This window comes from Ruegeria sp. BHSC029 (assembly GCF_059613085.1).
Genome location: NZ_JBXWRU010000002.1, coordinates 534,797 through 560,336, shown reverse-complemented (window position 1 = coordinate 560,336; position 25,540 = coordinate 534,797). Strand labels below are relative to the sequence as shown.

Annotated in this window: 21 protein-coding genes; 15 read left to right on the top strand and 6 right to left on the bottom strand. The window is 64.4% G+C overall.

Annotation, left to right across the window (positions count from 1 at the left end; genetic code table 11):
- Positions 1-175 precede the first annotated feature (175 nt).
- Positions 176-1,810 (top strand): SulP family inorganic anion transporter, encoded by a 1,635-nt coding sequence (locus tag AC2FML_RS06465; RefSeq protein ID WP_170358217.1) that lies wholly within the window; start codon positions 176-178, stop codon positions 1,808-1,810.
- A 15-nt stretch (positions 1,811-1,825) separates the two neighbouring features.
- Here AC2FML_RS06465 and AC2FML_RS06460 read toward each other — a convergent pair whose 3' ends face one another.
- On the bottom strand, positions 1,826-2,431 hold the full coding sequence (locus AC2FML_RS06460) for a flavin reductase family protein (RefSeq protein WP_170358218.1): 606 nt from the start codon (positions 2,429-2,431) through the stop codon (positions 1,826-1,828).
- A gap of 72 nt (positions 2,432-2,503) precedes the next feature.
- Here AC2FML_RS06460 and AC2FML_RS06455 point away from each other — a divergent pair, with 72 nt between their 5' ends.
- The 5 genes from AC2FML_RS06455 to AC2FML_RS06435 all read left to right on the top strand — a co-directional run bounded on the left by AC2FML_RS06455 (position 2,504) and on the right by AC2FML_RS06435 (position 5,550).
- Entirely contained in the window at positions 2,504-2,998 is a 495-nt protein-coding gene (locus AC2FML_RS06455; RefSeq protein WP_496782448.1) for a GNAT family N-acetyltransferase, read from the top strand.
- 54 nt (positions 2,999-3,052) lie between these two features.
- Positions 3,053-3,802 (top strand): EcsC family protein, encoded by a 750-nt coding sequence (locus tag AC2FML_RS06450; protein ID WP_170337952.1) that lies wholly within the window; start codon positions 3,053-3,055, stop codon positions 3,800-3,802.
- A gap of 113 nt (positions 3,803-3,915) precedes the next feature.
- Complete coding sequence (locus tag AC2FML_RS06445; protein ID WP_170337953.1) at positions 3,916-4,380, top strand: NUDIX hydrolase; 465 nt, start codon at positions 3,916-3,918, stop codon at positions 4,378-4,380.
- A gap of 72 nt (positions 4,381-4,452) precedes the next feature.
- A complete protein-coding gene (locus AC2FML_RS06440) occupies positions 4,453-4,908 on the top strand; it encodes a DUF1178 family protein (RefSeq protein ID WP_170401798.1) in 456 nt (151 codons plus the stop codon).
- Between the two features lie 3 nt (positions 4,909-4,911).
- Positions 4,912-5,550, top strand: coding sequence for an SDR family oxidoreductase (locus AC2FML_RS06435; RefSeq protein ID WP_170435270.1), 639 nt, complete (start codon positions 4,912-4,914; stop codon positions 5,548-5,550).
- On the opposite strand, the gene AC2FML_RS06430 is transcribed toward AC2FML_RS06435, so the two are convergent.
- The gene (locus AC2FML_RS06430) at positions 5,544-5,900 is read right to left on the bottom strand and encodes a hypothetical protein (protein WP_170337553.1); all 357 of its coding nucleotides are present in this window, start codon (positions 5,898-5,900) and stop codon (positions 5,544-5,546) included. The genes AC2FML_RS06435 and AC2FML_RS06430 overlap by 7 nt on opposite strands.
- A gap of 166 nt (positions 5,901-6,066) precedes the next feature.
- On the opposite strand from AC2FML_RS06430, the gene AC2FML_RS06425 reads away from it, so the two are divergent.
- The 6 genes from AC2FML_RS06425 (at position 6,067) to AC2FML_RS06400 (ending at position 14,877) form a co-directional block, all read left to right on the top strand.
- Positions 6,067-7,305 (top strand): aspartate kinase, encoded by a 1,239-nt coding sequence (locus tag AC2FML_RS06425; RefSeq protein WP_496782445.1) that lies wholly within the window; start codon positions 6,067-6,069, stop codon positions 7,303-7,305.
- 46 nt (positions 7,306-7,351) lie between these two features.
- Positions 7,352-9,595, top strand: a complete 2,244-nt coding sequence (gene ptsP, locus AC2FML_RS06420; protein ID WP_093962727.1) for a phosphoenolpyruvate--protein phosphotransferase — start codon at positions 7,352-7,354, stop codon at positions 9,593-9,595.
- A 146-nt stretch (positions 9,596-9,741) separates the two neighbouring features.
- Positions 9,742-11,187, top strand: a complete 1,446-nt coding sequence (gene zwf / locus AC2FML_RS06415; RefSeq protein WP_496782443.1) for a glucose-6-phosphate dehydrogenase — start codon at positions 9,742-9,744, stop codon at positions 11,185-11,187.
- Position 11,188: 1 nt separating this feature from the next.
- Positions 11,189-12,994: a phosphogluconate dehydratase gene (gene edd / locus AC2FML_RS06410; RefSeq protein WP_170358238.1), complete on the top strand. Its 1,806-nt coding sequence runs from the start codon at positions 11,189-11,191 to the stop codon at positions 12,992-12,994.
- Between the two features lie 4 nt (positions 12,995-12,998).
- On the top strand, positions 12,999-13,634 hold the full coding sequence (locus AC2FML_RS06405) for a bifunctional 4-hydroxy-2-oxoglutarate aldolase/2-dehydro-3-deoxy-phosphogluconate aldolase (protein ID WP_496782441.1): 636 nt from the start codon (positions 12,999-13,001) through the stop codon (positions 13,632-13,634).
- Positions 13,635-13,686: 52 nt separating this feature from the next.
- Positions 13,687-14,877 carry a pyridoxal-phosphate-dependent aminotransferase family protein gene (locus AC2FML_RS06400; RefSeq protein WP_496782439.1) on the top strand — a complete coding sequence of 397 codons (1,191 nt, stop codon included), beginning with the start codon at positions 13,687-13,689 and terminating at the stop codon, positions 14,875-14,877.
- Here AC2FML_RS06400 and AC2FML_RS06395 read toward each other — a convergent pair.
- Entirely contained in the window at positions 14,874-15,983 is a 1,110-nt protein-coding gene (locus tag AC2FML_RS06395; protein WP_496782438.1) for a pyridoxal phosphate-dependent aminotransferase, read from the bottom strand. The two genes, AC2FML_RS06400 and AC2FML_RS06395, sit on opposite strands and share 4 nt — an antisense overlap.
- Before the next feature lie 144 nt (positions 15,984-16,127).
- Between AC2FML_RS06395 and AC2FML_RS06390 the strand changes: the two genes are divergently transcribed.
- Positions 16,128-16,910 (top strand): crotonase/enoyl-CoA hydratase family protein, encoded by a 783-nt coding sequence (locus tag AC2FML_RS06390; protein ID WP_170358246.1) that lies wholly within the window; start codon positions 16,128-16,130, stop codon positions 16,908-16,910.
- 26 nt (positions 16,911-16,936) lie between these two features.
- Here the strand turns inward: AC2FML_RS06390 and AC2FML_RS06385 are convergent, their stop codons facing one another.
- Together AC2FML_RS06385 and AC2FML_RS06380 are read right to left on the bottom strand one after the other, a co-directional pair.
- Positions 16,937-18,103: a benzoate/H(+) symporter BenE family transporter gene (locus AC2FML_RS06385; protein WP_170443487.1), complete on the bottom strand. Its 1,167-nt coding sequence runs from the start codon at positions 18,101-18,103 to the stop codon at positions 16,937-16,939.
- A 128-nt stretch (positions 18,104-18,231) separates the two neighbouring features.
- Entirely contained in the window at positions 18,232-21,393 is a 3,162-nt protein-coding gene (locus AC2FML_RS06380; RefSeq protein WP_496782435.1) for a valine--tRNA ligase, read from the bottom strand.
- Positions 21,394-21,538: 145 nt separating this feature from the next.
- Here AC2FML_RS06380 and AC2FML_RS06375 point away from each other — a divergent pair, with 145 nt between their 5' ends.
- The gene (locus AC2FML_RS06375; RefSeq protein ID WP_496782433.1) at positions 21,539-23,830 is read left to right on the top strand and encodes a xanthine dehydrogenase family protein molybdopterin-binding subunit; all 2,292 of its coding nucleotides are present in this window, start codon (positions 21,539-21,541) and stop codon (positions 23,828-23,830) included.
- Positions 23,808-24,887 (top strand): T6SS phospholipase effector Tle1-like catalytic domain-containing protein, encoded by a 1,080-nt coding sequence (locus AC2FML_RS06370; RefSeq protein WP_170417633.1) that lies wholly within the window; start codon positions 23,808-23,810, stop codon positions 24,885-24,887. Before AC2FML_RS06375 ends, AC2FML_RS06370 begins: the two co-directional genes overlap by 23 nt.
- Positions 24,888-24,890: 3 nt before the next feature.
- On the opposite strand, the gene AC2FML_RS06365 is transcribed toward AC2FML_RS06370, so the two are convergent.
- Complete coding sequence (locus tag AC2FML_RS06365; RefSeq protein ID WP_496782431.1) at positions 24,891-25,535, bottom strand: NUDIX hydrolase; 645 nt, start codon at positions 25,533-25,535, stop codon at positions 24,891-24,893.
- Positions 25,536-25,540 lie beyond the last annotated feature (5 nt).

The following is a 25,540-nucleotide window of genomic DNA, read 5'->3' as shown; positions in this document are numbered from 1 at the left end:
GGGCTTGTCGGGCATTTGGCAAGGCTTGCCGGTGTTATTGCGCCGCACAGGCGCCACAAGGGGCGTCGCCTTGCAGTTTTTGCATGACAGCCTGCCATCGATGGGCTAGCAGACAGCGCCGAAGGCGGGTATACGACCGCCTTCGCGCGAACATTCTGACCCACAGGACCAATTCATGCCCCGAGCCTTGCTGGCAAGCTTTGCCAATCGCCTCGCCATTCCCGATCTGAGCTGGATGCCGGACGAAAAGCTGACCCCCGCCCGCCTGCGGATCGAGCTTTTGTCGGGCCTGACCGTCGCCCTGGCCCTGGTGCCCGAAGCGGTGGCCTTTGCTTTCGTCGCCGGGGTTCACCCGCTGGTAGGCCTGTATGCGGCGTTCCTCGTGGGGCTGATCACCGCGCTGATCGGGGGTCGTCCGGGTATGATCTCGGGCGCAACCGGTGCGCTGGCGGTCGTCATGGTGGCGCTGGTGGCGCAGCACGGGGTCGAATACCTGTTCGCCACAGTGGTTTTGATGGGCATCCTGCAGATTATCGCGGGGGCCATGCATTGGGGCCGGTTCATCCGCCTGGTGCCGCATCCGGTGATGCTGGGCTTTGTCAACGGCCTGGCGATCGTGATCTTTCTGGCGCAACTGGGCCAGTTCAAGGTGCCGGGCACCATGGAAAACACCGGCCACGGCATGAGCGGTGGTGAATGGCTGTCCGGGATGCAACTCTATACGATGCTGGGGCTGGTCGCGCTGACCATGGCGGTGATCTGGGTGATGCCGCGCATCACGCGCATTGTGCCAGCGCCGCTGGCGGGCATCGTCGTGGTGGCTGCGCTGGTGATCGGCATGGGGCTGGATGTCCCGCGCGTCGGAGACCTGGCCTCGATCGAGGGCGGCCTGCCGAAATTCCACATCCCCATGGTTCCGCTGACCTGGGAGACGTTTGAGATCATTCTGCCCTACGCCGTCATCCTGGCCGCCATCGGCCTGATCGAATCTCTGCTTACGCTGAACCTGGTGGGCGAGATCACCGGCAAGCGCGGTGGTGCGTCGCAGGAATGCATCGCGCAGGGCACCGCCAACGTCGTGACCGGGTTCTTTGGCGGCATGGGCGGCTGTGCGATGATCGGTCAGTCGATGATCAACGTGAAGTCCGGCGGCCGCACGCGCATCGCGGGGATCGCTGCCGCGCTGTTCCTGCTGGTGTTCATCCTTGTCGGCTCACCCCTGATCGAACAGATTCCGCTGGCCGCGCTGGTTGGCGTGATGTTCATGGTGGTGATCGGCACGTTCGCCTGGAATTCGTTCAACATCCTGCGCAAGGTGCCGCTGACGGATGCCTTCGTCATCGTTCTGGTCACCGTCGTCACCGTGATGGAAGACCTCGCTGTGGCCGTCGTGGTCGGCGTGATCGTTTCGGCGCTGGCCTATGCCTGGAACAACGCCAAGCGCATCCACGCGGTCACCCGCGACTCGGAAACCGAGAAAGGCGCCAAGGTCTACGAGATCAAGGGGCCGCTGTTCTTCGGCTCGTCTGAGGGGTTTGTCGAACTGTTCGATGTCCAGAACGACCCGGAAACGGTGATCGTGGACTTCGCCGACAGCCGTGTGGTCGACCAATCGGCCCTGCAGGCCATCGAAAACATCGCCGCGAAATACGAGGCGGCAGGAAAGCGCGTCATGCTGCGCCATCTCAGCCGGGATTGCCACAAGCTGCTCAAGAAAGCAGGTCACCTGATGGTCGACAGCGACGATGACCCGGATTACGGCCTTGCGGTCGACTATTCTGTTCGAACCGGCGTTCTGGGCGGCCATTGAGCCCCCAAACCCGGCTCAATCGTCTGGACGATTGAGGGAAAACAACTCCGTCACCACCGAGTAGTCGCGATACCCAAGCCGCGACAAGGGTTGAAAGGTGGTGACGTCGAACTTGCCGTCCTTCAGGCAGTCATCGCGCAGGTGCACGCCGACGACTTCTCCGAAAACCACCCGGTTGGCCTGGCCGGGCAGCGTGACGATCTGGGTCAGTTTGCATTCCAGCGCGGCGGGGGCGCCTTCGATGCGAGCGCATGGGATGGTTTCGCATTCCACAGGTGTCAGGCCGGCGTGGGCGAACTCGTCCACCTCTTTCGGAAGGCTGGCCGAGCTTGCGTTCATCGCGTCCCGATGGGCGTGGGCCACCACGTTGACGCAAAAGACGCCGGTCGCCTCGATATTGGCGATGCTGTCCTTTCCGCGGTCCTGGTCGTGTTTCGTGCCGGTGGAGGCAAACATCACCTGCGGCGGCGTATAGGCGACCCCGTTGAAGAATGAATAGGGCGCCAGATTGTTGATCCCATCGGCGCTGCGGGTCGAGATCCATCCGATCGGGCGCGGCGTGATGATGGCGTTGAACGGGTTGTGCGGCAAACCGTGACCGTCTTCGGGGCGATAGAACATCTGATCTCCAAGCGTTTGCTCAAGGCCTAGCGAAGTGCTAGGGCGATTGCCAGAGTCGAAAAGAGGGCCGCGGTGCAGCAGTTCGGGATCAGGCCGGAAGAGCCGGAGGATTGGTGGGAAGTCGAAGCCCTCTACGACCTGTGTTTTGCACCGGGGCGCGAGGCGCTGTCGTCTTACCGCTTGCGCGACGATGTTCCGCCAGTGCCGGGCCTGTCGATGACTGCCCGTGACGGGCAGGGCATCTTGGCTGGGGCCATCCGATTCTGGCCGGTTCATGTTGGCGCACACGACGCGCTTTTGCTGGGGCCCGTTGCCGTCCACCCGACCCACCAGGGGGAAGGTTTGGGTGGTTTTCTGATCCACGAAGGTATCGAAGCCGGGCGGGCCAAAGGGTGGGACCGGGTCATGCTGGTCGGTGACGCGCCCTATTATTCACGCTTTGGGTTTGCCCGGCTCGAGGGTGTTGAGATGCCCCCACCAACCAACCCGGATCGGGTTCTCGGGCTGGATTTGACCACCGGCGCATGGCACGGAGTGAGTGGTTCGGTGACCCGCTGGACGCGCTGATCTATTGAAACGGCGTTGTGAAATGCCAATGTTTCAGGGTCAGGAGGACACCGAATGAATGACGTCGTTCTCGTCGGAGAAATCGACCCCGACGCTGAGTTGGACCGGCTGGCAAGCCACTACCGCAGCGCGGGCGGCAGCGGTATCAGGTTGCTCAATCGTCTGGGTGGATCGGCTGAGTCGCTGCTGGAACAGCTGCCCGGTTCGGTGCGCGATGGGCTGACCGGTGCAACCGAGCAGGCCTTGTGGCTTGCAGTTCGTGCCGCTGACGGATCGCGCCGCGCGGTTCCCGACCAGAAGCCGTGGGTCAACACCGCCATATCGACCACGATGGGCGCCGCGGGTGGGGCTGGCGGCCTGACGACGGCGTTGATCGAGCTTCCGGCGACCACGGCCATGTTGTTGCGCTCAATACAGGGTGCCGCATCGCGTGAAGGTTTTGACCCCTCGGCAAGGAACGTGCAGTTCGATTGCATCCGCGTTTTGTCGGCGGCAGGTCCCTTGGCGCATGACGACGGCGCAGACATGGGGTTCTTTTCAGTCCGACTGACCGTGACGGGCCCCGCTCTGCAAAAGATCATTGCCGCCGTCGCGCCGAGATTGTCGGTCGTTTTGGGGCAGAAACTGGCGGCTCAGACCGTTCCGGTATTGGGGGCCTTGGCCGGAGGTGGCGCGAACTACCTCTACGCCCGGTACTATCAGCAGATTGCCCGTGTGCATTTCGGCCTGCGGCGTCTGGCGATCGATGCCGATATTCCGCATGACGAGCTTGTGCAGCGTCTGCAACGTCGCATGTTGGCCTGACCCACAGTTTCAAAATTGGACAGAACCGCAGGATGTGGTATCCTGCACCTAATTGGCCCGCAAGATAAGTGGCCGAAAACAGGCAAGAAGAACAAAACAAGAGGCGGGGCAGCGTGAAAAGCGCAGGGCTGTCACCAGACATTCTGTCCGAAACCGGGGCATTTCCGGTTCTGCCGCAGTCTGCGGCTCTATGCTACCGGCTTCGGCGCGGGGTGCCTGAGATATTGTTGATCACGACCCGGGGGTCGGGGCGGTGGATCATCCCCAAAGGCCGCATGATCGACGGCCTTAGCGGGTCTGAGACCGCAGCGCAGGAAGCTTGGGAAGAAGCCGGTGTGACAGGCCGTTGTGAGACGCGCAGTATCGGGCAGTTCTCTTTCGACAAACACCACCGGGATCTGGGGCGGGTGACATGCGTCGTTGATGTCTACCCGTTGCTTGTTACCAAGACGGCGGATCGGTTCCCCGAAGTCGCAGAACGGCGGCGTAGATGGATGCTGCCGGAAAAAGCAGCACAAGCGGTTTCGATCGGCGGGCTTTCCGGGCTGTTGCGGTCAAATGCGCTCAATCCTCATTGAACCGCCTCTGTAAAGACTTGATATTGCCATGTCTGTCAGTATCTATTGGACCACCGACATTTTGGGCGACAGATGATTCAATATTCACTGAAATGCTGCAATGGTCACGCGTTTGACAGTTGGTTCCAGTCTGCGGACGCTTACGACAAGCTGTCCAAGGCTGGAATGGTCTCTTGCGCGACTTGCGGCAGCACCCAGGTCGAAAAGGCGATCATGACGCCGCGGGTCCAGTCTGCGCGCTCATCTGCTGCAATGCCGCGCGCGGAGAACAGTGATCGACCCGAAGTCCAGCGCCAACCGACCAAGGCCGAGATTGAGCGTGTTCTCAACGCCCTGCGCGCCAAGGTCGAGGCGAATTCCGATTATGTCGGCCGCGAATTTGCGCGCGAGGCCCGCAAGATACATCTGGGCGAGGCCCCGGAGCGCGCCATCTACGGCGAGGCCAAGCCGGAAGAGGCCAAGGCCCTGATCGAAGATGGGGTTCCGGTGGCCCCTCTACCGTTCATTCCAAGCCGAAAGACGAACTGAACCGTGCATCTTGTTATCACCGGCGCCAATCGCGGCATTGGGCGCGCTCTTGCTGAGTGCTATCGTGGCCGAGGCGATACTGTCACCGGCACCGCACGGGACGATTCCGCCGATATTCGTCTGGACGTTACCGACCCGGCGCAACAGGCGCAGATGGCGCGCAAGTTGGATGGCCAGCCCGTAGATCTGTTGATCTGCAACGCTGGTGTCTACTTGGACAAAGGCCAGACAATCGACGGCTACCCGGCCGAGATGTGGGACCAGACTTTTGCGGCCAACGTCACCGGGGTGTTTCTGACCATTCAGGCCTTGTTGCCCAATCTGCGTGCGGCGCGCGGAAAGATCGCGATCATCTCGTCGCAGATGGCCTCGCACACGCGGGCGCCCGGGGGAAGCTATATCTATCGGGCCTCCAAGGCGGCTGTGCTGAACCTTGGTCGCAACCTGGCGGTGGATCTCAAGGACGATGGCATCGCCGTCGGCATCTATCACCCGGGATGGGTGCAGACGGACATGGGCGGCCGGGCCGCCGACATCACCGTGTCACAGGCCGTTGCCGGGTTGACCGAGCGTTTCGATGCACTGAGCCTGGACTCCACCGGCTGCTTTGAAACCTGGGACGGGCAGGCACATCCTTACTGAGCGGCAAGCGCTGCCTTGGGGATCTCGTAGACTTCACCGGGATCGATGAAGATCACCAGAATTTCGCCCCGCGTTTCCGAAGTGATCTTCGACGTCGAGCTGCTGGAATCCGGCTTTCCATCGGTGAAATAGATGCGGCGTACTTCCCCAGTATCCAACTGAACCGCCAGGGTTGCAGTGCCATCGTCCTTGCGCCTCAACTCGGCAGGGCAATTTTTCAATGGCTGACCCGCCAACGCGGCGCAGGGGACCGTTCCCAACGCGTTCTGGCCGTCCGTTCCGGACAGTGAAGCCACCTGGGCCAGAGCCGGGCCGGACATCAGCGCACAGGCGAAAACAAAACGCAGCATGGTATTCCTCATGGTTTAAATCCTTGACGATACGCTGACATTGCTGCCGGTCCTTGTAAAGCGTTGCGCTGCAGTGTCCTGCCGTTCTATGTGCCCTTGCTCTTGTGTGTTGCCTCGCATAAGACGCTCGGGACCGGAAATCCAAGGCGCGGAGACATTTGCCCCCATGCCCGTACTCGTGATGAAATTCGGCGGCACATCCGTCGCCAACCTCGACCGCATCCGCCGCGCGGCCAAGCGCATCGGCGTCGAAGTGGCCAAGGGCTATGACGTCATCGTCATCGTGTCGGCCATGTCGGGCAAGACCAACGAATTGGTGGGCTGGGTCGACGAGATCTCGCCGCTGTATGACGCGCGCGAATATGATGCCGTGGTATCCTCGGGCGAGAATGTCACCGCCGGTCTGATGGCGCTGACGCTGCAGGAAATGGAGATCCCCGCCCGCAGCTGGCAGGGCTGGCAGGTGCCGCTGCTGACCGATGGCGCCCATTCGGCGGCGCGGATCCTTGATATTCCGACCGACAACATCAACCAGAAGTTCGGCGAGGGCATGAAGGTCGCGGTGGTGGCAGGCTTTCAGGGTCTCAGCCCCGAGGGGCGGATCACCACGTTGGGCCGGGGCGGTTCGGACACCACTGCCGTGGCTTTTGCCGCCGCCTTCGACGCCGAACGCTGCGACATCTTCACGGATGTGGACGGCGTCTATACCACCGATCCGCGCATCTGCGAGAAGGCGCGCAAGCTGGACAAGATCTCGTTCGAGGAAATGCTCGAACTGGCCTCGTTGGGGGCCAAGGTGCTGCAGACCCGCTCGGTCGAGCTGGCGATGCGGTACAAGGTGAAACTGCGTGTTCTCTCAAGCTTCGAGGAACAGTCCGACGAGGCCGGAACCCTGGTCGTCGACGAGGAGGAAATCATGGAATCCAATGTAGTCTCGGGTGTGGCCTATTCGCGGGACGAGGCCAAGATGACCGTCGTGTCGGTCGCCGACCGCCCCGGCATCGCCGCGATCATCTTCAACGCGCTCAGCGATGAGGGGATCAACGTCGACATGATCGTGCAAAACATCTCGGACGAGGGGCGCACGGACATGACCTTTTCCTGCCCCACCAACCAGGTGGCGCGCGCCGAAAAGGCGCTGTTGGCAGTCAAGGAGCGTGGCGAGTTGAACTATGCCGAGCTGGTCGCCGACACCGATGTGGCCAAGGTTTCGGTGGTGGGCATCGGCATGCGCTCGCAGTCGGGCGTGGCGGCCAAGATGTTCAAGGTACTCTCGGATGAGGGGATCAACATCAAGGTCATTACAACCTCCGAGATCAAAATTTCCGTCCTCGTCGACCGGAAATACATGGAACTTGCCGTTCAGGCGCTGCATGATGCCTTTGAACTGGAAAAGGCGGCCTGAGCATCTCGGCCAAGGTCCCGCCTGACACCGCAGAGTAGATCGGGCGATGGCAGACGGAATGGAAACAGAATCCCGCAAGCTGCTGGGGCGGCTGCGCGAGGAGATGGCAAGCGAGGCTGCCGGTCAGGAGCGTCTTGACCGGATCACTCACCTGATCGCCGACAGCATGCGGTGCGAGGTGTGCTCGATCTATCTGTTCCGCGACGACGAAACCCTAGAGCTGTGTGCCACCGAAGGTCTTGCCCCCGAGGCCGTGCACCAGACCCGCATGCGTCTGGGGGAAGGTCTCGTTGGCCGGGTGGCCAAGTTCGGCAAGGTCGTCAACGCCGCCGATGCGCCCTCCGAGAAAGGTTTCCGGTACATGCCGGAAACAGGCGAGGAGCGTTTTTCGTCGTTCCTGGGCGTGCCCATTCAGCGGCTGGGGCAGAAGCTTGGGGTTCTTGTGGTCCAGTCCCGCGCTCAACGCGAATTTTCCGCGGATGAGGTCTATGCGCTTGAAGTCGTGGCAATGGTCCTTGCTGAAATGGCCGAATTGGGTGCGTTTGTGGGCGAAGGTGCCGCCCTTTCACCTTTGCATCAGCAATCCATATTGCTGCGCGGTGGCCCGGCACAGGAGGGCTCGGCCGAGGGGCATGTCTGGCTGCATGAGCCGCGTGTCGTCGTCACCAACCCGATCGCCGACGATCCACATCGCGAGCTGGAGCGGCTGAACGAGGCGGTCGAAGAGCTGCGCGTGGGCGTCGACAAGATGCTTGAAATCTCGCGGGGCGGCGACACGGAACAGCTGCAGGTTCTGGAAGCCTACCGGATGTTCGCCAATTCCAAGGGCTGGATGCGCCGGATGGAAGAGGACATCGCCCGCGGTCTCAGCGCCGAGGCGGCGGTGGAAAAGGAGCAGTCGCAGGCCCGCGCCCGGATGAGCCAGGTCACCGACCCTTATCTGCGCGAGCGTCTGGCGGATCTGGACGATCTGTCCAACCGTCTGCTGCGCATTCTGACAGGGCAGGGCGGGTCGAACGGTAAAGAACTGCCGCCCGATCCGATCCTGGTGGCGAGGAATATCGGCCCGGGTGACCTGCTGGAATATGGCCGTTCGCTGAAAGGTGTCGTGCTCGAGGAGGGCTCGGTCGGCAGTCATGCCACCATCGTCGCCCGCGCTCTGGCCATCCCGCTGGTGGTACATGTCGGACGGATTACGACCGAGGCTTTGAACGGCGACCATATTCTGGTCGACGGGGATGAGGGCGTCGTGCATCTGCGCCCCGAGGATACCGTCGTCAGCGCCTTCCGCGACAAGATGGCCATGCAGGCCGAGGCGCAGAAACGCTATGCCTCGATCCGCGAAACCCCGACCGTGACCAAGGATGGCGAGCGGATCAATCTGGTGATGAATGCCGGCCTGATGGCCGACTTGCCGTCGCTCAAGACGTCCGGGGCCGAGGGCGTAGGCCTGTTCCGCACCGAATTGCAGTTTCTGATCCGCAACCAGATGCCCAAACGGTCGGAACTGGTGGCGCAGTACAAGCGCGTTCTGGATTCGGCCGATGGCAAGCGCGTGGTATTCCGCACGCTGGATATCGGGTCGGACAAGGTGCTGCCCTACATGAAACATGTCGCCGAGCCCAACCCGGCGCTGGGTTGGCGCGCCATTCGCGTGGGCCTGGACAAGCGCGGCGTGATGCGGATGCAGCTGCAGGCCCTGTTGCGCGCGGCGGATGGCCGTCCTCTGACGGTCATGTTCCCGTTTGTCGCCCAGGCCGACGAATACCGCGAGGCCCGTTGGGAAGTGAACAAGACGCTGGAGCGCGAAAAGCGCTTGGGTCATGTGCTGCCGGAAACGCTGGAAGTTGGGGCGATGCTGGAAACACCATCATTGGCCTTCGCCCCCCAGAAGTTCTTTGACGAGGTCGATTTCATCTCGATCGGCGGCAACGACCTGAAACAGTTCTTCTTCGCCGCCGACCGTGAAAACGAGCTGGTGCGCCGCCGCTATGACACGCTGAATGTCAGCTTCCTCAGCCTGATCGAGCGCATCGTCGAACGGTGCGGAATTTCCGACACGCCGCTGAGTTTCTGCGGCGAGGATGCCGGCCGCCCGATCGAGGCACTGTGCCTGGCGGCGATGGGCATCCGCACCCTGTCGATGCGCCCGGCCTCGATCGGCCCGGTCAAAAGCCTGTTGTTGCGGTCCAACCTGCAGGATGTCCGCAAGATCATCGCCGACGCCCGCCATCGCGGCGAACAATCGGTGCGCCCGGCGATCATGGAGTATCTGCGCGACAACGGCTGAGGCCATGATGACCGCGAAAAAAGGCCCGATTCCGAAATCCGGGCTTGCTTTTTGGGCTTGGTCTTTCTATCCAAGCCACGAATGTTAGCGGTAACAGGGTGTCTGGCTGCAGACCGCGCCGGATTGTCCGAAGAAGGGAGCCAGCCATGGTTTCACGCGTAATCCCGGTAGATCCGTTCGATCTGGTCCTGTTCGGCGCGACCGGAGATCTGGCCCAGCGCAAGATCCTGCCGGGCCTCTACCATCGGTTCGAAGTGGGGCAGATGCCCGAAGATGCGCGCATCATCGGGACCGCGCGGTCGGATATGGACAATGACGGGTTCCGCGCGCAGGTGCGAAAGTCGATGAAGGAATTCGCGCCGTCGTTCAAAAAGGACGTGCTGGATCGGTTTCTGGCCCGGGTCGAATACGTGCCGGTCGATGCGCTTGGCGAAAACGGCTGGGACAAGCTGGCCAAGTCGCTGCGCCCTGACGTGGTGCGCGCCTATTACCTGTCGGTCGGTCCGAAACTGTTTCCCGGCATCGCGCAGCGCCTGCATGATCACGGGCTGGCCACGCCCGACAGCCGCATCGTGGTCGAGAAACCTTTCGGCCATGATCTGGCCTCGGCCAAGGCGCTGAACGAAGGTCTCGGCGCCTGTTTCGAAGAACATCAGATCTATCGGATCGACCATTACCTGGGCAAGGAAACGGTGCAGAACCTGATGGCGCTGCGCTTTGCCAACTCGCTTTTCGAACCGCTGTGGAACGCGACCCATGTGGATCATGTCCAGATCACCGTGGCCGAAACCGTCGGGGTCGAAGGACGTGGTGCCTATTACGACCAGTCCGGCGCGATGCGGGACATGGTGCAGAACCACCTGGTGCAGCTTTTGTGCCTGACCGCGATGGAGCCGCCCTCGACCTTCTCTCCCAACGCGGTGCGCAGTGAAAAGGTCAAGGTGATCGAGGCACTGGAACCTGTCGCCCCGACCGACATCGCCCGCGGCCAGTACCGGGCGGACAAGGGCGGCGACGGCTATGTCGATCATGTGGGCAACCCCCACAGCCTGACCGAAAGCTACATCGCGCTGAAGGTGCGCGTGGGCAACTGGCGCTGGTCGGGGGTTCCGTTCTATCTGCGTACGGGCAAGCGTCTGCGCGCGCGGGAATCCGAAATCGCGGTGTTTTTCCGCGACCCGCCGCACACGATCTTTCCCAATGTCGGCCCGCTGCAAGGCAACGTTCTGGTGATCCGCCTGCAGCCTGACGAGGGCATCACCCTGCGCACCACGATCAAGGATCCCGGCCCGGGCGGCTTCCGCCTGACGGACGTGGCGCTGGACATGAGCTTTGCCGAGGCGCTGGGTGCCGATGTGCGCGCGCAGGACGCCTATGAGCGGCTGGTGATGGACGTGATCCGTGGCGACCAGACCCTGTTCATGCGCGGCGACGAGGTCGAGGCCGCCTGGGCCTGGGTCGATCCCATCATCAAGGGCTGGGAAGAGCGCGGCGACCGTCCCTCGCGCTATGATCAGGGCAGTTCCGGCCCGGAAGACGCATTGATGCTGATGCATCGCGACGGGCGCCGCTGGCGCCAGATCGGAGGTTGAGATGGTTCACAACGTCATCACCGACGTCACCCAAAGAATAATCGAGCGCAGCGCCGATCCCCGCCGTACCTATCTGCAGCGGATGGAGCAGGCCCGGTCCGAAGGGCCGGCGCGCGCGCACTTGTCGTGCAGCGGACAGGCCCATGCCTATGCCGGGGCAGGGGCCGATCAGCAGACGATGGCCACGACCAGCGTGGGCAATCTCGGCATCGTCACCGCCTATAACGACATGCTGTCGGCGCATCAGCCGTTCGAGCGCTATCCCGAACTGATCCGCCGCGCGGCCCGTGCCGCGGGCGGCACCGCGCAGGTCGCGGGCGGGGTTCCGGCCATGTGCGACGGGGTCACGCAAGGCGAGGCCGGGATGGAGCTGTCGCTGTTCTCGCGCGACGTGATCGCGCTGGCAGCGGCGGTGGCGCTCAGCCACAATACCTTTGACGCGGCGGTGTTTTTGGGGGTCTGCGACAAGATCGTGCCGGGGCTGGTGATCGCGGCGCAGAGCTTTGGCCACCTGCCGGCGGTGTTCCTGCCCGCCGGCCCGATGACCAGCGGCCTGTCCAACGACGAAAAGGCCAAGGTGCGCCAGAAATTCGCCGCCGGCGAAGCCACGCGCGAAGAACTGATGGCCGCCGAGATGGCCGCCTATCATGGGCCGGGCACCTGCACCTTCTACGGCACCGCCAACACCAACCAGATGTTGATGGAGTTCATGGGCCTGCACCTGCCGGGCTCCAGCTTCGTCAACCCCAACACGCCGCTGCGCGATGCGTTGACCGAGGAGGGCGCCCGCCGTGCCCTGTCGCTCAGCGCGCTGGGTAACAATTACACGCCAGTGTGCCAGATCCTCGACGAACGCGCCTTCGTGAACGGTATCGTGGGGCTGATGGCCACGGGCGGGTCGACCAACCTGCTGATCCACCTGATCGCCATGGCCCGTGCCGGGGGCATTGTGCTGGACTGGCAGGATTTCTCGGATATCTCGGGCGTCGTGCCCCTGGTCGCGCGGGTCTATCCCAACGGTCTGGCCGACGTGAACCATTTCCATGCGGCGGGAGGACTGGGCTACACCATCGGCACGTTGCTGGATGAAGGCCTGCTGCATCCCGACACGCTGACCGTGGCGGGGCAGGGGCTGCATCATTACACGCAAGAACCCAAGCTGATCGATGGCGCGCTGATCTGGGAGGACGGCGCAGGCCACAGCCTGAACGAAAAGATCCTGCGCCCGGCCAATGACCCGTTCCAGCCCACCGGCGGCCTGTCGCGCCTGAGCGGAAATCTGGGCACCGGAGTGATGAAGGTCTCGGCCGTGGCCCCCGAACACCAGGTGGTCGAGGCCCCGGTTCGCGTCTTCCACGACCAGGACGAGGTCAAGGCCGCGTTCAAGGCGGGCGAGTTCACCGATGATGTCATCGTCGTGGTCCGCTTTCAGGGGCCCAAGGCCAATGGTATGCCCGAACTGCACTCGCTGACCCCGATCCTGTCGATCCTGCAGGGGCGCGGGCAGAAGGTGGCGCTGGTGACCGATGGCCGCATGTCTGGGGCCTCGGGCAAAGTGCCCGCGGCGATCCATGTCTGCCCCGAGGCGCTGGATGGTGGCCCGGTCGCCAAGCTGCGCGATGGCGACCTGCTGCGGGTCGATGCGGTGCGGGGCCAGCTTGAAATCCTGACCCCCGGCGTGCTGGAGCGCCCCGTCGCCACCGCCGATCTTTCGGCGCATCAATACGGGGTGGGCCGCGACCTGTTCACCACGTTCCGCAACGCCGTCGGCTCGGCCGATGCCGGTGCCAGCATTTTCGGAGCCTGAACCTATGTCCGCAAAAACCCAACGTACCCGCGAGATCTGCGCATTGGCGCCCATCGTCCCGGTTCTGGTCGTCGATGACGCCGCCCATGCCCGCCCGCTGGCCGAGGCACTGGTGGCCGGTGGCCTGCCTGCGCTCGAGGTGACCTTGCGCACGCCCGCGGCGCTGGACGCGATCCGCGCCATGGTGCAGGTGCCCGGCGGGGTCGTGGGGGCCGGCACGCTGGTCACGCCCGACGATGTCCGCGCCGCAAAAGAGGCGGGCGCGCAGTTCGGCGTATCGCCCGGGGCCACCGATGCCCTGATCGCCGCCTGCGAGGCCGAGGGCCTGCCGCTGCTGCCCGGCGCGGCCACCGCGACCGAGGCGATGCGCCTGCTCGAGCAGGGCTATGACATGCTGAAGTTCTTCCCGGCCGAAGCCTCGGGCGGGGCGCCTGCGCTCAAGGCGATCGGCGCGCCGCTGCCGCAGATCACCTTCTGCCCGACGGGCGGCGTGTCGCCCGCCAACGCGCGCGACTACCTGTCCCTGCCCAACGTGATCTGCGCGGGCGGCAGTTGGGTCGCGCCGAAACAGATGGTGGCGCAGGGCGACTGGGCGGGGATCGGAGCCCTTGCGCGTGAGGCGGCCGCCCTGATGGATTGACCTTGCCGGGCCGGGCGCTAGGGTGGGCGCCATTGCAGGCAGGTTGATCCACATGACAGACAGTATTTCCTTCGCCCAAGGGCGAAATTATCTGGCCATTCCGGGCCCTTCCGTGATTCCGGACGCGGTGCTGCAGGCGATGCACCGCCCGTCGCCCAATATCTATGCCGGTGAGCTGGTCGAGATGATGCCCGACCTGACGGCCGACCTGCGCCGCGTGGCTCGTACCCGGCACGAAGTGGCGATCTACATCGCCAACGGCCACGGCGCGTGGGAGGCGGCGCTGTCCAACGTTCTGGCGCCGGGGGAAACCGTGCTGGCTCCGGCTTCGGGGCGGTTCACCCATGGCTGGGCGGAAATGGCCGAGCGTCTGGGCGTCAAGGTCGAGCTGATCGATTTCGGTCCGTCCGACCCTTGGGACTTGGACCGGATCGCGCAGGCCCTGCGGGCTGATGCCGGCCACCGGATCAAGGCGGTTCTTGCGGTGCATGTGGACACGTCCAGCTCGATCCGCAACGACATTCCGGCGCTGCGGGCGCTATTGGACGACCTGAACCACCCGGCATTGCTGATGGCGGATTGCATCGCTTCTCTGGGCTGCGACCGGTTCGAAATGGATGACTGGGGCGTCGATGTCATGGTCACCGCCTGCCAAAAGGGGCTGATGACCCCGGCGGGCATGTCCTTCGTGTTCTTCAACGACCGGGCCAAGGCCAAACGGGCCGCGATGCCGCGCGTTTCGGGCTATTGGGACTGGCAGCCGCGATCAGAGCCCGACTGGTTCTATCAATATTTCGGCGGCACCGCGCCGACGCACCACCTGTACGGCCTGCGCGCCGCCCTTGATCTGATCCATGCCGAGGGGATTGAGCAGGTCTGGGCCCGCCATGCGCAGCTGGCCCATGCCGTCTGGGCCGCCTGTGAGAAGTGGGCCGAGGCCGGGGCGCTGCACCTGAACGTCGGCGATCGCACGCATCGCAGCCATGCCGTCACCGCTCTGCGCTTGACCGAGGGTCGCGGCACGCCCCTGCGCAGCTATACCGAGCGGCACCTGGGCTTGACCCTTGGCATCGGGCTGGGCATGGCGGACGAGGAGTCATGTTTCCGGCTGGGCCACATGGGCCATCTGAACGGGCACATGGTCATGGGTCTGCTGGGCGGCATCGAAACCGCCATGGCCGCGTTGGAGATCCCACGCGGGTCCGGCGCGCTCGAGGCTGCGGCGGGGGTTTTGGCGGGTTAGGCGCTGCGCGCGGCCGCCAGCGCCTGCGGCAGGGCGGCGGCAAAGGCGTTCAGGTCGGCTTCGGTGCCGCAACTGACGCGGATGCAGCGGTTCTGCGGGGCTGCAAATGGCATCCGCACGAAGATCCCCTGCGCCACCAGCGCATCCAGCACCGCCTTGGCAAATGCTCCGTCGCGCCCGCAGTCGATCGCCACGAAATTGGTGGCCGAGGGCAGCGGGGCCAACCCGTTGTCACGCGCGATCGCGCCGATCCGGTCGCAGGCCGAGGCGATCTGTGCTTGTACCTGCGTCAGCCAGTCCTGATCGTGCAGGGCGGCCAGCGCCCCGGCCTGCGCCATGCGGTTCATGCCGAAATGGTTGCGCACCTTGTTGAAGGCCGAGATCAACCCGGGCGCTCCGATCGCATAGCCGACCCGTGCGCCGGCCATGCCGTAGACCTTGGAAAAGGTGCGCATCCGGATCACGCGCGGATCATCCGCCGCGACCGGCGCGGCGGTGCCGACGGGCGCGCATTCCACGTAAGCCTCGTCCAAAACCAGCAGAGAGCCGTCCGGCAGAGCGTCCATCGCCGCGACGATGTCCGTGCCGCGATGCCAACTGCCCATCGGGTTGTCCGGGTTGGCCAGATAGACCAGCTTGGCGCCGACCTCGGCTGCCTTGGCGAACAGGGCGGCCGGGTCCTCGTGATCGTTGGCATAAGGCACCTTGTGGATCGTCCCGCCATAGCCCGCGACGTGGTAGTTGAAGGTGGGATAGGCCCCGTCCGAGGTCACGACCGCATCGCCCGGACCGACCATCAGGCGCACCAGATAGCCCAGCAGCCCGTCGATGCCTTCGCCGACCACGATGTTGTCGGGGCTGATCCCGTGATGATCGGCCAGCGCATGGCGCAGATCGTGGTTCTCTGGGTCGCCATACATCCAGATGCCGTCAGCGGCCTGCCGCATCGCCTCGATCGCGCGGGGCGAGGGGCCGAACACGCTCTCGTTCGCGCCCAGCCGGGCCACGAAGGGGGCGCTGCGCTGGCGCTCCTGCGTCTCGGGGCCGACGAAGGGCACGGTTGCGGGCAGGGATTGGGCAAGCGGGGTGTATCTGGGTCCGGTCATGGGCGCAGATAATCCCAAGGGCATGGCCGGGGCAAGCCTTGCATGGGGCCGGGGCGTCCGCACCGATCTGCCCTCACGTCGGGCTGGCGTCGGCTGCGGGTTTCGGGGCATGGTTTGCCCGGAACACCAAACCCGGAGGCCCAGATGGCGCGCGTATCAGTCGAATACAGGAACCACATCGCCCATGTCACCCTGACCCGCGGCGACAAGATGAACGCGCTGGATGATGCGATGGTCAAGGCGATCCTGGCAGCGGGGCAAGAGGTCGCCGCCTCGGACGCACGTGCCGTGGTGCTGTCGGGCGAGGGCAAAAGCTTCTGCGCGGGGCTCGACATGGCCAGTTTTGCGGCCATGGCGCACAAGGACCCGACCGAGTGGTTGATGACCCGCAGCCATGACGACGCCAACGAGATGCAGGAACTGGCGCTGATCTGGCGCCGCGTGCCGGTGCCGGTGATCTGCGCCATTCAGGGCGTGGCCTATGGCGGTGGTCTGCAGATCGCGCTGGGCGCCGATATCCGGATCGCCCATCCCGACGCCAAGCTGGCGGTGATGGAGATGAAATGGGGCATCATCCCCGACATGGGCGGCATGGTCCTGTTGCCGAAACTGGTACGGTCCGACGTGCTGCGCATGCTGACCTATACCGCGCGGCCCATCGGTGCCGCTCAGGCCGCCGACTGGGGGTTGGTCACCAGCCTGTCGGATGATCCGCTGACCGAAGCCATCGCGCTGGCTGAGGATATTGCGGGCAAGAGCCCCTCGGCCATCCGCGCCGCGAAACGCCTGATCGAGGTGGCCGAAACCAAGTCGCGCGCCGAGGTTCTGCTGGCCGAATCCGCCGAACAGGTCGAGCTGATCGGCAAACCCGACCAGATGGAAGTGGTGATGGCCCAGATGCAGGGTCGCAAGCCCGAGTTCAAGTAAACTCGCGGGCCGCGGCCAGGTGGGCCTCAGCCCCGCAGGCGCGTCGTCACCCAATAGGCGATGCCGCCTGCCAGCAGACCCCAGACCGCCGCGCCCAGGCCAAACACGGTGATGCCCGAGGCGGTGATGGCAAAGGTCAGGATCGCGGCTTCGCGCTCGGCCGGAACCTCGAGCGCGGCGAAGGTGGCATTGGCCATGACCCCGATCAGCGCCACGCCGGTCAACGTGCCCATCAGCATCGGATCGGCATGGGCGGCAAACCCGGTTATGGCCACGGCGAACATCCCGAATAGGCAATAGAACACCCCGGCCATGACAGCCGACCAATAGCGCTGATCCCGGTCGGGGTGGCTGTCCTCGTTCGAGCACATGGCGGCGGTGATGGCCGCGAGGCAGGTCGCCGGCGCGCCGAAGGGGGCCGACAGGATGCTGGCCCCGCCCACGGCCGAGAATAGCCGCCCTGCCACCGGGGCATAGCCAAAGCTGCGCATGACCGCGATGCCGGGGATGTTCTGCGTGGCCATCGTGACCACGAACAGCGGCACCCCGATGCCGATCATCGACGCCACCGAGAATGTGGGCGTGGTCCAGACCGGCGCGGCCAGCAGGTGGTCGGGGCGGACCGACGGTCCGTCAGAGAACAGAACTACGACCAGCGCGGCGGCCAGCACGGCGGCGGGGACCGCCAGCAGTCTGTGCACACGTCCGGCGATGAACCAGGTCAGGATCACCGGCAGGGCCTGCCAGGGGATCTCGACCGCGGCCTGAAACGGGACGATGCACAGCGGCAGCAGCACTCCGCCCAGCATCGCCTGCGCCAAGGAGGTGGGAATCGCCGCCGCCAACCGTCCCAGCGGGCGCCACATTCCGGCCAGCACGGTCAGCGCCCCCGCAAACAGGAACGCGCCGATGGCACCCGAGAAACCCGCGGCCGGCGCGGCCGAAACCGCCAGCAGCGCCGCACCGGGCGTAGACCAGGCCACGCTGATCGGTTGGCGGTACCACAGGCTGAGCGCGATCGCCGCCAGCCCCATGGCAAGGGCGGCCATCATCAGCCCCGATGCCGCCTGCGGCCCCGAGGCGCCCATGGCATCGAGCCCTTGCAGGACAATCGGAAAGGAACTGAAAAAGCCGACTACGGCCACGACCAGCCCGGTTGAAACGGTCTGCATCGGCGGAAAGGGTCTGGACATGGGGGCCTCGGTGGATTGGTCCCGAGATTGCTAGCAACCGTTTGGCCCGGTGAACAGGGTCGGGTGCAAAAAACCCCGCCGGGCGTGCGCGGCGGGGCTTCTGCAAGCGTGTGCGAGGGGCTGACGGATCAGGCGATCTCGGCCAGTCGGGCCAGCGCCTCGTTTATGCGGGCCTCTTCCTCTTCGCGGGCGGCGAGGTTGGCCTTGGCCTCTTCCACCACCTCTTCCGGGGCCGAGGCCACGAATTTAGGGTTGTTGAGACGCCCGCGCAGACCGCCCAGTTCCTTGGCCAGTTTGCCCTTGGCTTTTTCCAGCCGTTCCTTTTCGGCGCCGATGTCGATGATGTCGGCCAGCGGCAGACCAAAGGACGCGCCGGGCGCGGCGATCGAGATCGTGCCCTTGGGCAGCGTATCGGCCTTGGTCAGGCTGTCGATCCGAGCCAGCCGTTTGATCAGCGCCTCGTTCCGGTCCCAGGCGGCCTGGCCGTGGGCGTCGATCTCGGTCACCAGCATCGGCACGTACAGGCCCGCCGGAACGCGCATCTGGGCGCGGGCCGAGCGGGTGTTATCGATTACCGAGATCACCCAGTTCATCTCGCGATCCGCGTCGGCATCGACCAGATAGGCGGCGGCATAGCTGGGCCAGTCGGCATGCACCAGCATCTTGGGCCGCGCGCCGGTCAGGCCCCACAGCTCTTCGGTGATGAAGGGCATGATCGGGTGCAGCAGGACCAGGCACTGATCCAGAACCCAGCGCATGGTGGCGCGGGTCTCGGCCTGGGCCTCGGCATCGTCGCCCTGCAGCAGCGGTTTGGACAGTTCCACGTACCAGTCACAGACCTTGCCCCAGACAAAGGCATAAAGCGCATTGGCGGCATCGTTGAAGCGATAGCTCTCGAGCGCCGCGTCGACCTCTTCCCGCACCCGGGCGGTTTCGCCGATGATCCAGCGGTTTACGGCGGCCTTGGGCTGCAACTCGGCCACGTCCAGTTGCGGGACGGCGTCGGTAAAGACCTCGTTCATCTCGGCAAAGCGGACGGCGTTCCACAGCTTGGTGCCAAAGTTGCGATAGCCGGTGATGCGCTCGCGCGACAGTTTCAGCACGCCGCCGATGGCCGCCATCGACGCGTTGGTAAAGCGCAGCGCGTCGGCGCCGAACTCGTCCACGATTTCCAGCGGGTCGATGACGTTGCCGGTGGTCTTGGACATCTTCTTGCCCTTCTCGTCGCGGACGAGCTGGTGCAGATAGACGGTGTGGAACGGAATTTCGTTCACCACGGCCAGCTGCATCATCATCATCCGGGCGACCCAGAAGAACAGGATGTCGAACCCGGTGATCAGGACATCGGTGGGGAAGTAGCGCTGCAACTCCTCGGTCTGTTCGGGCCAGCCCAGCGTGCCGATGGGCCACAGGCCGGACGAGAACCAGGTGTCCAGCACATCCGGATCGCGCCAGACCGGATAAACCAGCTTGGTCGGATCGCGGTCGATGGCGTATTGCGCCAGGCTCTCGGCGAACCGGTGGATCGCCTCGTACTTGTCGGCCACCTCGATCACCGTGGCGTGGCTGAGCGGGCTGGGAATGTCGGCATTGTCATCCAGGAATTTCCCGGTGATGTCCTCGAAGCTGGCGGCGCACTCCATGACCGCGCCCCGGTGCAGCATGCCGCCTTCGTTCAGCAGCCGGCCCAGTTCGACCAGATCCAGCTCGCCGTCGTTTTCGTCATCCTTGAAATCCTCGGCCGACAGGTCCAGCCCGTACCAGACCGGAATCTGATGCCCCCACCACAGCTGGCGGCTGATGCACCAGGGTTCGATGTTCTCGAGCCAGTGGTAATAGGTCTTTTCGCCCGATTCCGGGATGATCTTGACCCGGCCGTCGCGCACCGCGTCCAGCGCGGGGCCCACGATCTTTGAGGTTTCGACGAACCACTGGTCGGTCAGCATCGGCTCGATCACCACTTTCGAGCGGTCGCCGAAGGGCTGCATGATCGGTTTGCTCTCGACCAGCGGCACCAGCGCGTCGGCGCCCTCGGCATCGGGTTTCAGCGCGGTCGATCCCAGGCGCGGATCATCCGCACGGGCCATCACGGTCAGGCCTTCGGCGGTGATTTCTTCGACCACCTTGGCGCGCGCCTCGAACCGGTCCAGGCCGCGCAGATGGTCGGGCACCAGGTTGATCGCGTCGATCTCGTTCTCGGTGAATTCGCGCCCACGGGCATATTCCTGGGCCTTGGCGGCTTCGTCCGCGTAGGGCGCGCCGTCGGCCCGCATGTGGCCGCGCGTGTCCATCAGGCGGTACATCGGGATCTTGCCGCGCTTGGCCACCTGATAGTCGTTGAAGTCATGCGCGCCAGTGATCTTCACCGCGCCCGAGCCGAAATTCGGGTCGGGGTATTCGTCGGTGATGATCGGGATATGGCGGCGATGCTCTTTCGGGCCCACCGGGATTTCGCACAGCTTGCCGACGATGGGCGCATAGCGTTCGTCCGACGGGTGCACCGCAACCGCGCCGTCGCCCAGCATGGTTTCGGGGCGGGTCGTGGCGATCGAGATATAATCGCGCTCTTCCTCGAGCACGATGTTCCCGTCCTCGTCCTTTTCGACATAGGTGTAGGTCTCGCCCCCGGCCAGCGGGTACTTGAAGTGCCACATATGGCCGGCGACCTCGGTATTCTCGACCTCGAGGTCCGAGATCGCGGTCTCGAAATGCGGGTCCCAGTTGACCAGCCGCTTGCCGCGGTAGATCAGGCCCTTGTCGTACATGTCGACAAAGACCTTGATGACCGCGTCATGGAAGTTGGGGCTGTTTTCGTGGCCCGTGCGCGGGTCGCCGGCCGCACCGGCCATGGTGAAGGCGTTGCGCGACCAGTCGCACGAAGAGCCGAGGCGTTTCAGCTGCTCGATGATGGTGCCGCCGTATTCGCCCTTCCACTCCCAGACCTTCTCAAGGAACTTCTCACGGCCCAGTTCGTTCCGGCTGGGTTGTTGCGTGGCGGCGAGCATCTTCTCGACCTGCATCTGCGTGGCGATGCCGGCATGGTCCTGCCCGGGCTGCCACAACGTGTCGAACCCGCGCATCCGGTGCCAGCGGGTCAGAATGTCCTGCAGGGTGTTGTTGAACGCATGGCCCACATGCAGCGCGCCGGTCACGTTCGGCGGCGGGATCATGATGCAAAAGCTCTCGTCGCGCGACTTGTTCGCGCCTGCCTTGAAGGCTCCGGCCTGTTCCCAGGCCTTGTAGATCCGGGCCTCGGCCTCGGCCGCGTTGAATGTCTTGTCCATCGCCATCGGGTGCGTCCTGCGTCATCGATCTTGGGTCAGCGCCTGCAATAGCGAATGGCGGCGGGAAGGGAAAGGGCCAAGCACCTCGCGCACTGGACATCCGCCGCATCAAGGCTAGGGTCGCGGTCTGAGGCAGTGAAAGAGGCGCGTCATGGAAAAGTTTGGCAAGAGCCAACCGGTCACCCGGACCGAGGATCAGCGGTTCCTGACCGGGCAGGGGCGCTATATGGACGATACGGTGCCACCCGGCGCGCTGCACGCGGTGTTCTTTCGCAGCCCTGTGGCGCATGGCGACATCACCGGGCTGGACCTCGACACCGCCCGCGCCGCGCCCGGCGTGCGTCTGGTGCTGACCATCGACGACCTGATCGCCGTCGGAATCGACCCGGTGCTGAGCGCCACGATCCTTGTCAACCGCGACGGCAGCCGCGCCGCCAATCCCCCGCGCCACATGCTGGCCCGCGACCGGGTGCGCTTTGTCGGCGAGCCGGTGGCGATGGTCGTGGCCGAGACCCCGGCGCAGGCCCGCGACGCCGCCGAGCTGATCTGGATGGACACCGCCGACCGCCCCGCCAAGCTGGACCTTGCGCCGGGCGGTGAGCCGCTGCACCCCGAGGCCCCCGACAACCGCGCCTTAGACTGGGCGGTGGGCGACGAGGCCGCGACCCAGGCCGCCTTTGACGCCGCCGCCCATGTCGTGTCGCTGCAGGTGGCCGACAACCGGGTGATCGTGAACTCGATCGAGCCGCGCGGCTGCAATGCGGTCTGGTCCGACGGGCGGCTGCATTTCAGCTATGGTGGGCAGGGTGTCTGGGGGATGAAGGCGCAGCTGGCCGACAAGCTGCGGCTGGACCCTCAGGCGGTCCATGTCACCACGCCAGACGTCGGCGGCGGGTTCGGCATGAAGGCGATGCCGTATCCCGAGTATTTCTCGGTCGCGGTGGCGGCGATGCAACTGGGCCAGCCCGTGCACTGGATGTCGGACCGGACCGAGGCGATGTTGTCCGACCACCACGGGCGCGACCTGACCTCGCTGGCCGAGCTGGCCTTTGACGAGGATCTTCGCATCACCGCCTACCGGGTCCACAGCCGCTGCAACCTGGGCGCCTACAACAGCCATTTCGGTCAGGCGATCCAGACCAACCTGTTCAAATGCGTGCTGCCCGGCGTCTATGACGTGCAGAAAACCTATCTGCGGGTCGAGGGGTTTTATACCAACACCACTCAGGTCGATGCCTATCGCGGTGCCGGCCGACCCGAGGCGATCTATGTGCTGGAACGCGCGATGGACCGCGCCGCGCGGGAACTGGGCGTCGACCCGTGGGAACTGCGCCGCCGTAACTTCATCCGGCCCGAGGCTTTTCCCTATGTCTCGGCCACCGGTGAAACCTATGATGTGGGCGATTTCGGATTGGTTCTGTCCCGCGCCGCCGAACAGACCGCCGGTTTCGCCGCGCGCAAGGCCGCCGACGCCGAACGTGGTCTGATCCGGGGGCAGGGGCTTTGTTACTATATCGAAAGCATTCTGGGTGACCCTTCCGAAGGCGCAAAAGTCGAATTTTGTCAGGACGGAACAGTGAACCTTTATGTCGGGACGCAATCGAACGGGCAGGGCCATGAGACGGTCTATGCCCAGTTCCTGTCGGATCAGACGGGGATTCCGGCCGACCGGATCCGGGTCGTGCAAGGTGACAGCGACCGCATGGCGCAGGGCGGCGGCACCGGCGGGTCGCGCTCGGTCACGGTGCAAAGCGCGGCGACGCTGGTCACGATTGACCAGATGATCGCCGCATTCACGCCCTATCTGGCGGATAAAATGGGGGTCGAGGAAAGTGATGTGACCTTCGACCATGAAACCTTTCGCGCGCCGGGGTCGAACCTGACGCCGACGCTGATCGAAGCGGCCGAAATGGCCCGCGCGGATGGCCGCACCGACCTGCTGCAGCACGAGGCCCGCACGCGGCTCGAGGCGCGCAGCTATCCCAACGGCGCCCATGTTGCCGAGATCGTGATCGACCCGGAAACCGGCACGACGACGGTCGACCGCTATACGGTCGTCGATGATTTCGGCAATCTCATCAACCCCATGCTGGCCGAAGGGCAGGTGCACGGAGGGGTGGCCCAGGGCATCGGTCAGGCGCTGTGCGAGCACGTGGTGCATGATGGTGAGGGGCAGTTGCTCACGGCAACGTTCATGGATTACGCCTTGCCGCGCGCCACTGACATACCCATGATTAGGTTTACCTCGGCGCCGGTTCCGTCGACCGCCAACCCCATGGGAATGAAAGGATGCGGCGAGGCAGGCACCGTTGGCGCATTGGCCGCGGTTGCAAATGCGGTGCAGGATGCGCTCTGGGATCATGGGGTGCGGCAGGCGGACATGCCGTTCACTCCGGTCAAGGTTTGGGAATTGTTGTCGAATGGTACTGTCGCGGTTCGGTAAGAAGATACTTGGATGGCTCGGCCGCCCCCTGCGGTCCGAGCATTCCGCCGAAACGCGCCATCGCGAACCCATCAGTCATGTCATCATCTTGGACGGAACGATGTCTACCCTGGAGCCCGGCTTCGAGACCCATGCCGGCCAGACCTTTCGGCTGTGCTGTGAAATGGGCAATCAGGTCTCGGTCTTCTATGAAGCGGGCGTGCAATGGGAGAGCTGGAAATCCACGCTGGACGTGATGATGGGGCGGGGGATCAATCGCCAGATCCGCAGGGCCTACGGCTATCTTGCCTCGCGGTACAAGCCCGGCGATCGGATCTACTTCATCGGCTATTCCCGCGGCGCCTATGGTGTGCGCAGCCTTGCCGGCGTCATCGATATGATCGGGCTGCTGCAGGCCGAGCATGCGACCGAGCGCAACATCAAGCAGGCCTACCGGCATTATGAGTGCAACCCGGGCGGGCAGGCCGCGCAGGACTTTCGCCGGAATTTCTGCCACGACGGCGTCGAAATTGAGATGATCGGCGTCTGGGACACGGTCAAGGCATTGGGACTGCGCCTGCCGCTGCTGTGGCGCATGGCCGAAGAGCGGCATTCATTTCACAACCACCACCTCGGGCCGTCCACCCGGCACGGGTATCATGCGCTGGCGTTGGATGAAACGCGAGAGGTCTTCACGCCAGTTCTTTGGGCGACCGCGCCGGATTTCCGCGGCCACTGCGAACAGGTCTGGTTCCGCGGCACGCATGGTGACGTCGGGGGGCAACTCAGCGGGTTCGAGCCCGCGCGTCCGCTGGCCAACATTTCGTTGGTGTGGATGCTCGACAAGGCCGAGTTGCATGGTCTGCCGCTTCCTGAAGACTGGCGCAACCGCTTTCCCACTGATCCCCATGCACCGTCGGTCGGGACGTGGCGGGGGTGGGGCAAGATCTTCCTGCTGCGCAAGCATCGCACCGTAGGTCAGGACCCGTCCGAACGCCTGCATGTCTCGGTTTCGCCCGACGAACTGCCCAAATGGGTGCACCTGCCGGCAGGACCACATTCGCACCCGGCGCAGTAACGGTCAGTCAAACGTCGCCGGGCTGGATGACTTGCCGTTCGCTTGAAACGCATCGTGGATGTCTTTTTCCAGATTGCGTGTCAGGGACAGGTCCGGCAACGCATCCGGGGCGAAAAACGCCGCTTCGCTGGTTTCGGGGCCCGGTATCGGGGTGGCGGCATCGAAAGGGCTACACAGGAAGAACAGTTTGTAGAAATCCCGTGGATCTGCCGAGTAGGGATGCCGTGCCTTGTGGCGTACGGCATAGAGTGTCTGCGCCGTGACACGCAGACCGGCTTCTTCCAAGACTTCGCGTTCGATGTTCTCCGACGGAGAGCTGCCGATATCGGCAAAACCGCCAGGCATCGCCCACAACCCGTCGCTGCGTTCCCGTACCAGCAGGATACCGCCGTTGCGAATTACGGCGGCGCGGATGTCGATGCTGGGTGTTGAGTATCCGCCCGAGTGGGCAGGCATCGCCATTTCGATCTGTGACAAAGGCACCCGACCCAGGTCGGCCAGCATCGCGTGGGCCATTCCGGCGATCTCGTCATAACGTTCGCGGTCGAACGGATCGGTGGTGAAATGCTGGCCGGTTTCGGCCAGCGCTAAAAGCCGTTTGGCCCGGGCCAGCCAGGTATCCTCCATCGCTGTCGGATCCTGGCGCATGGGCC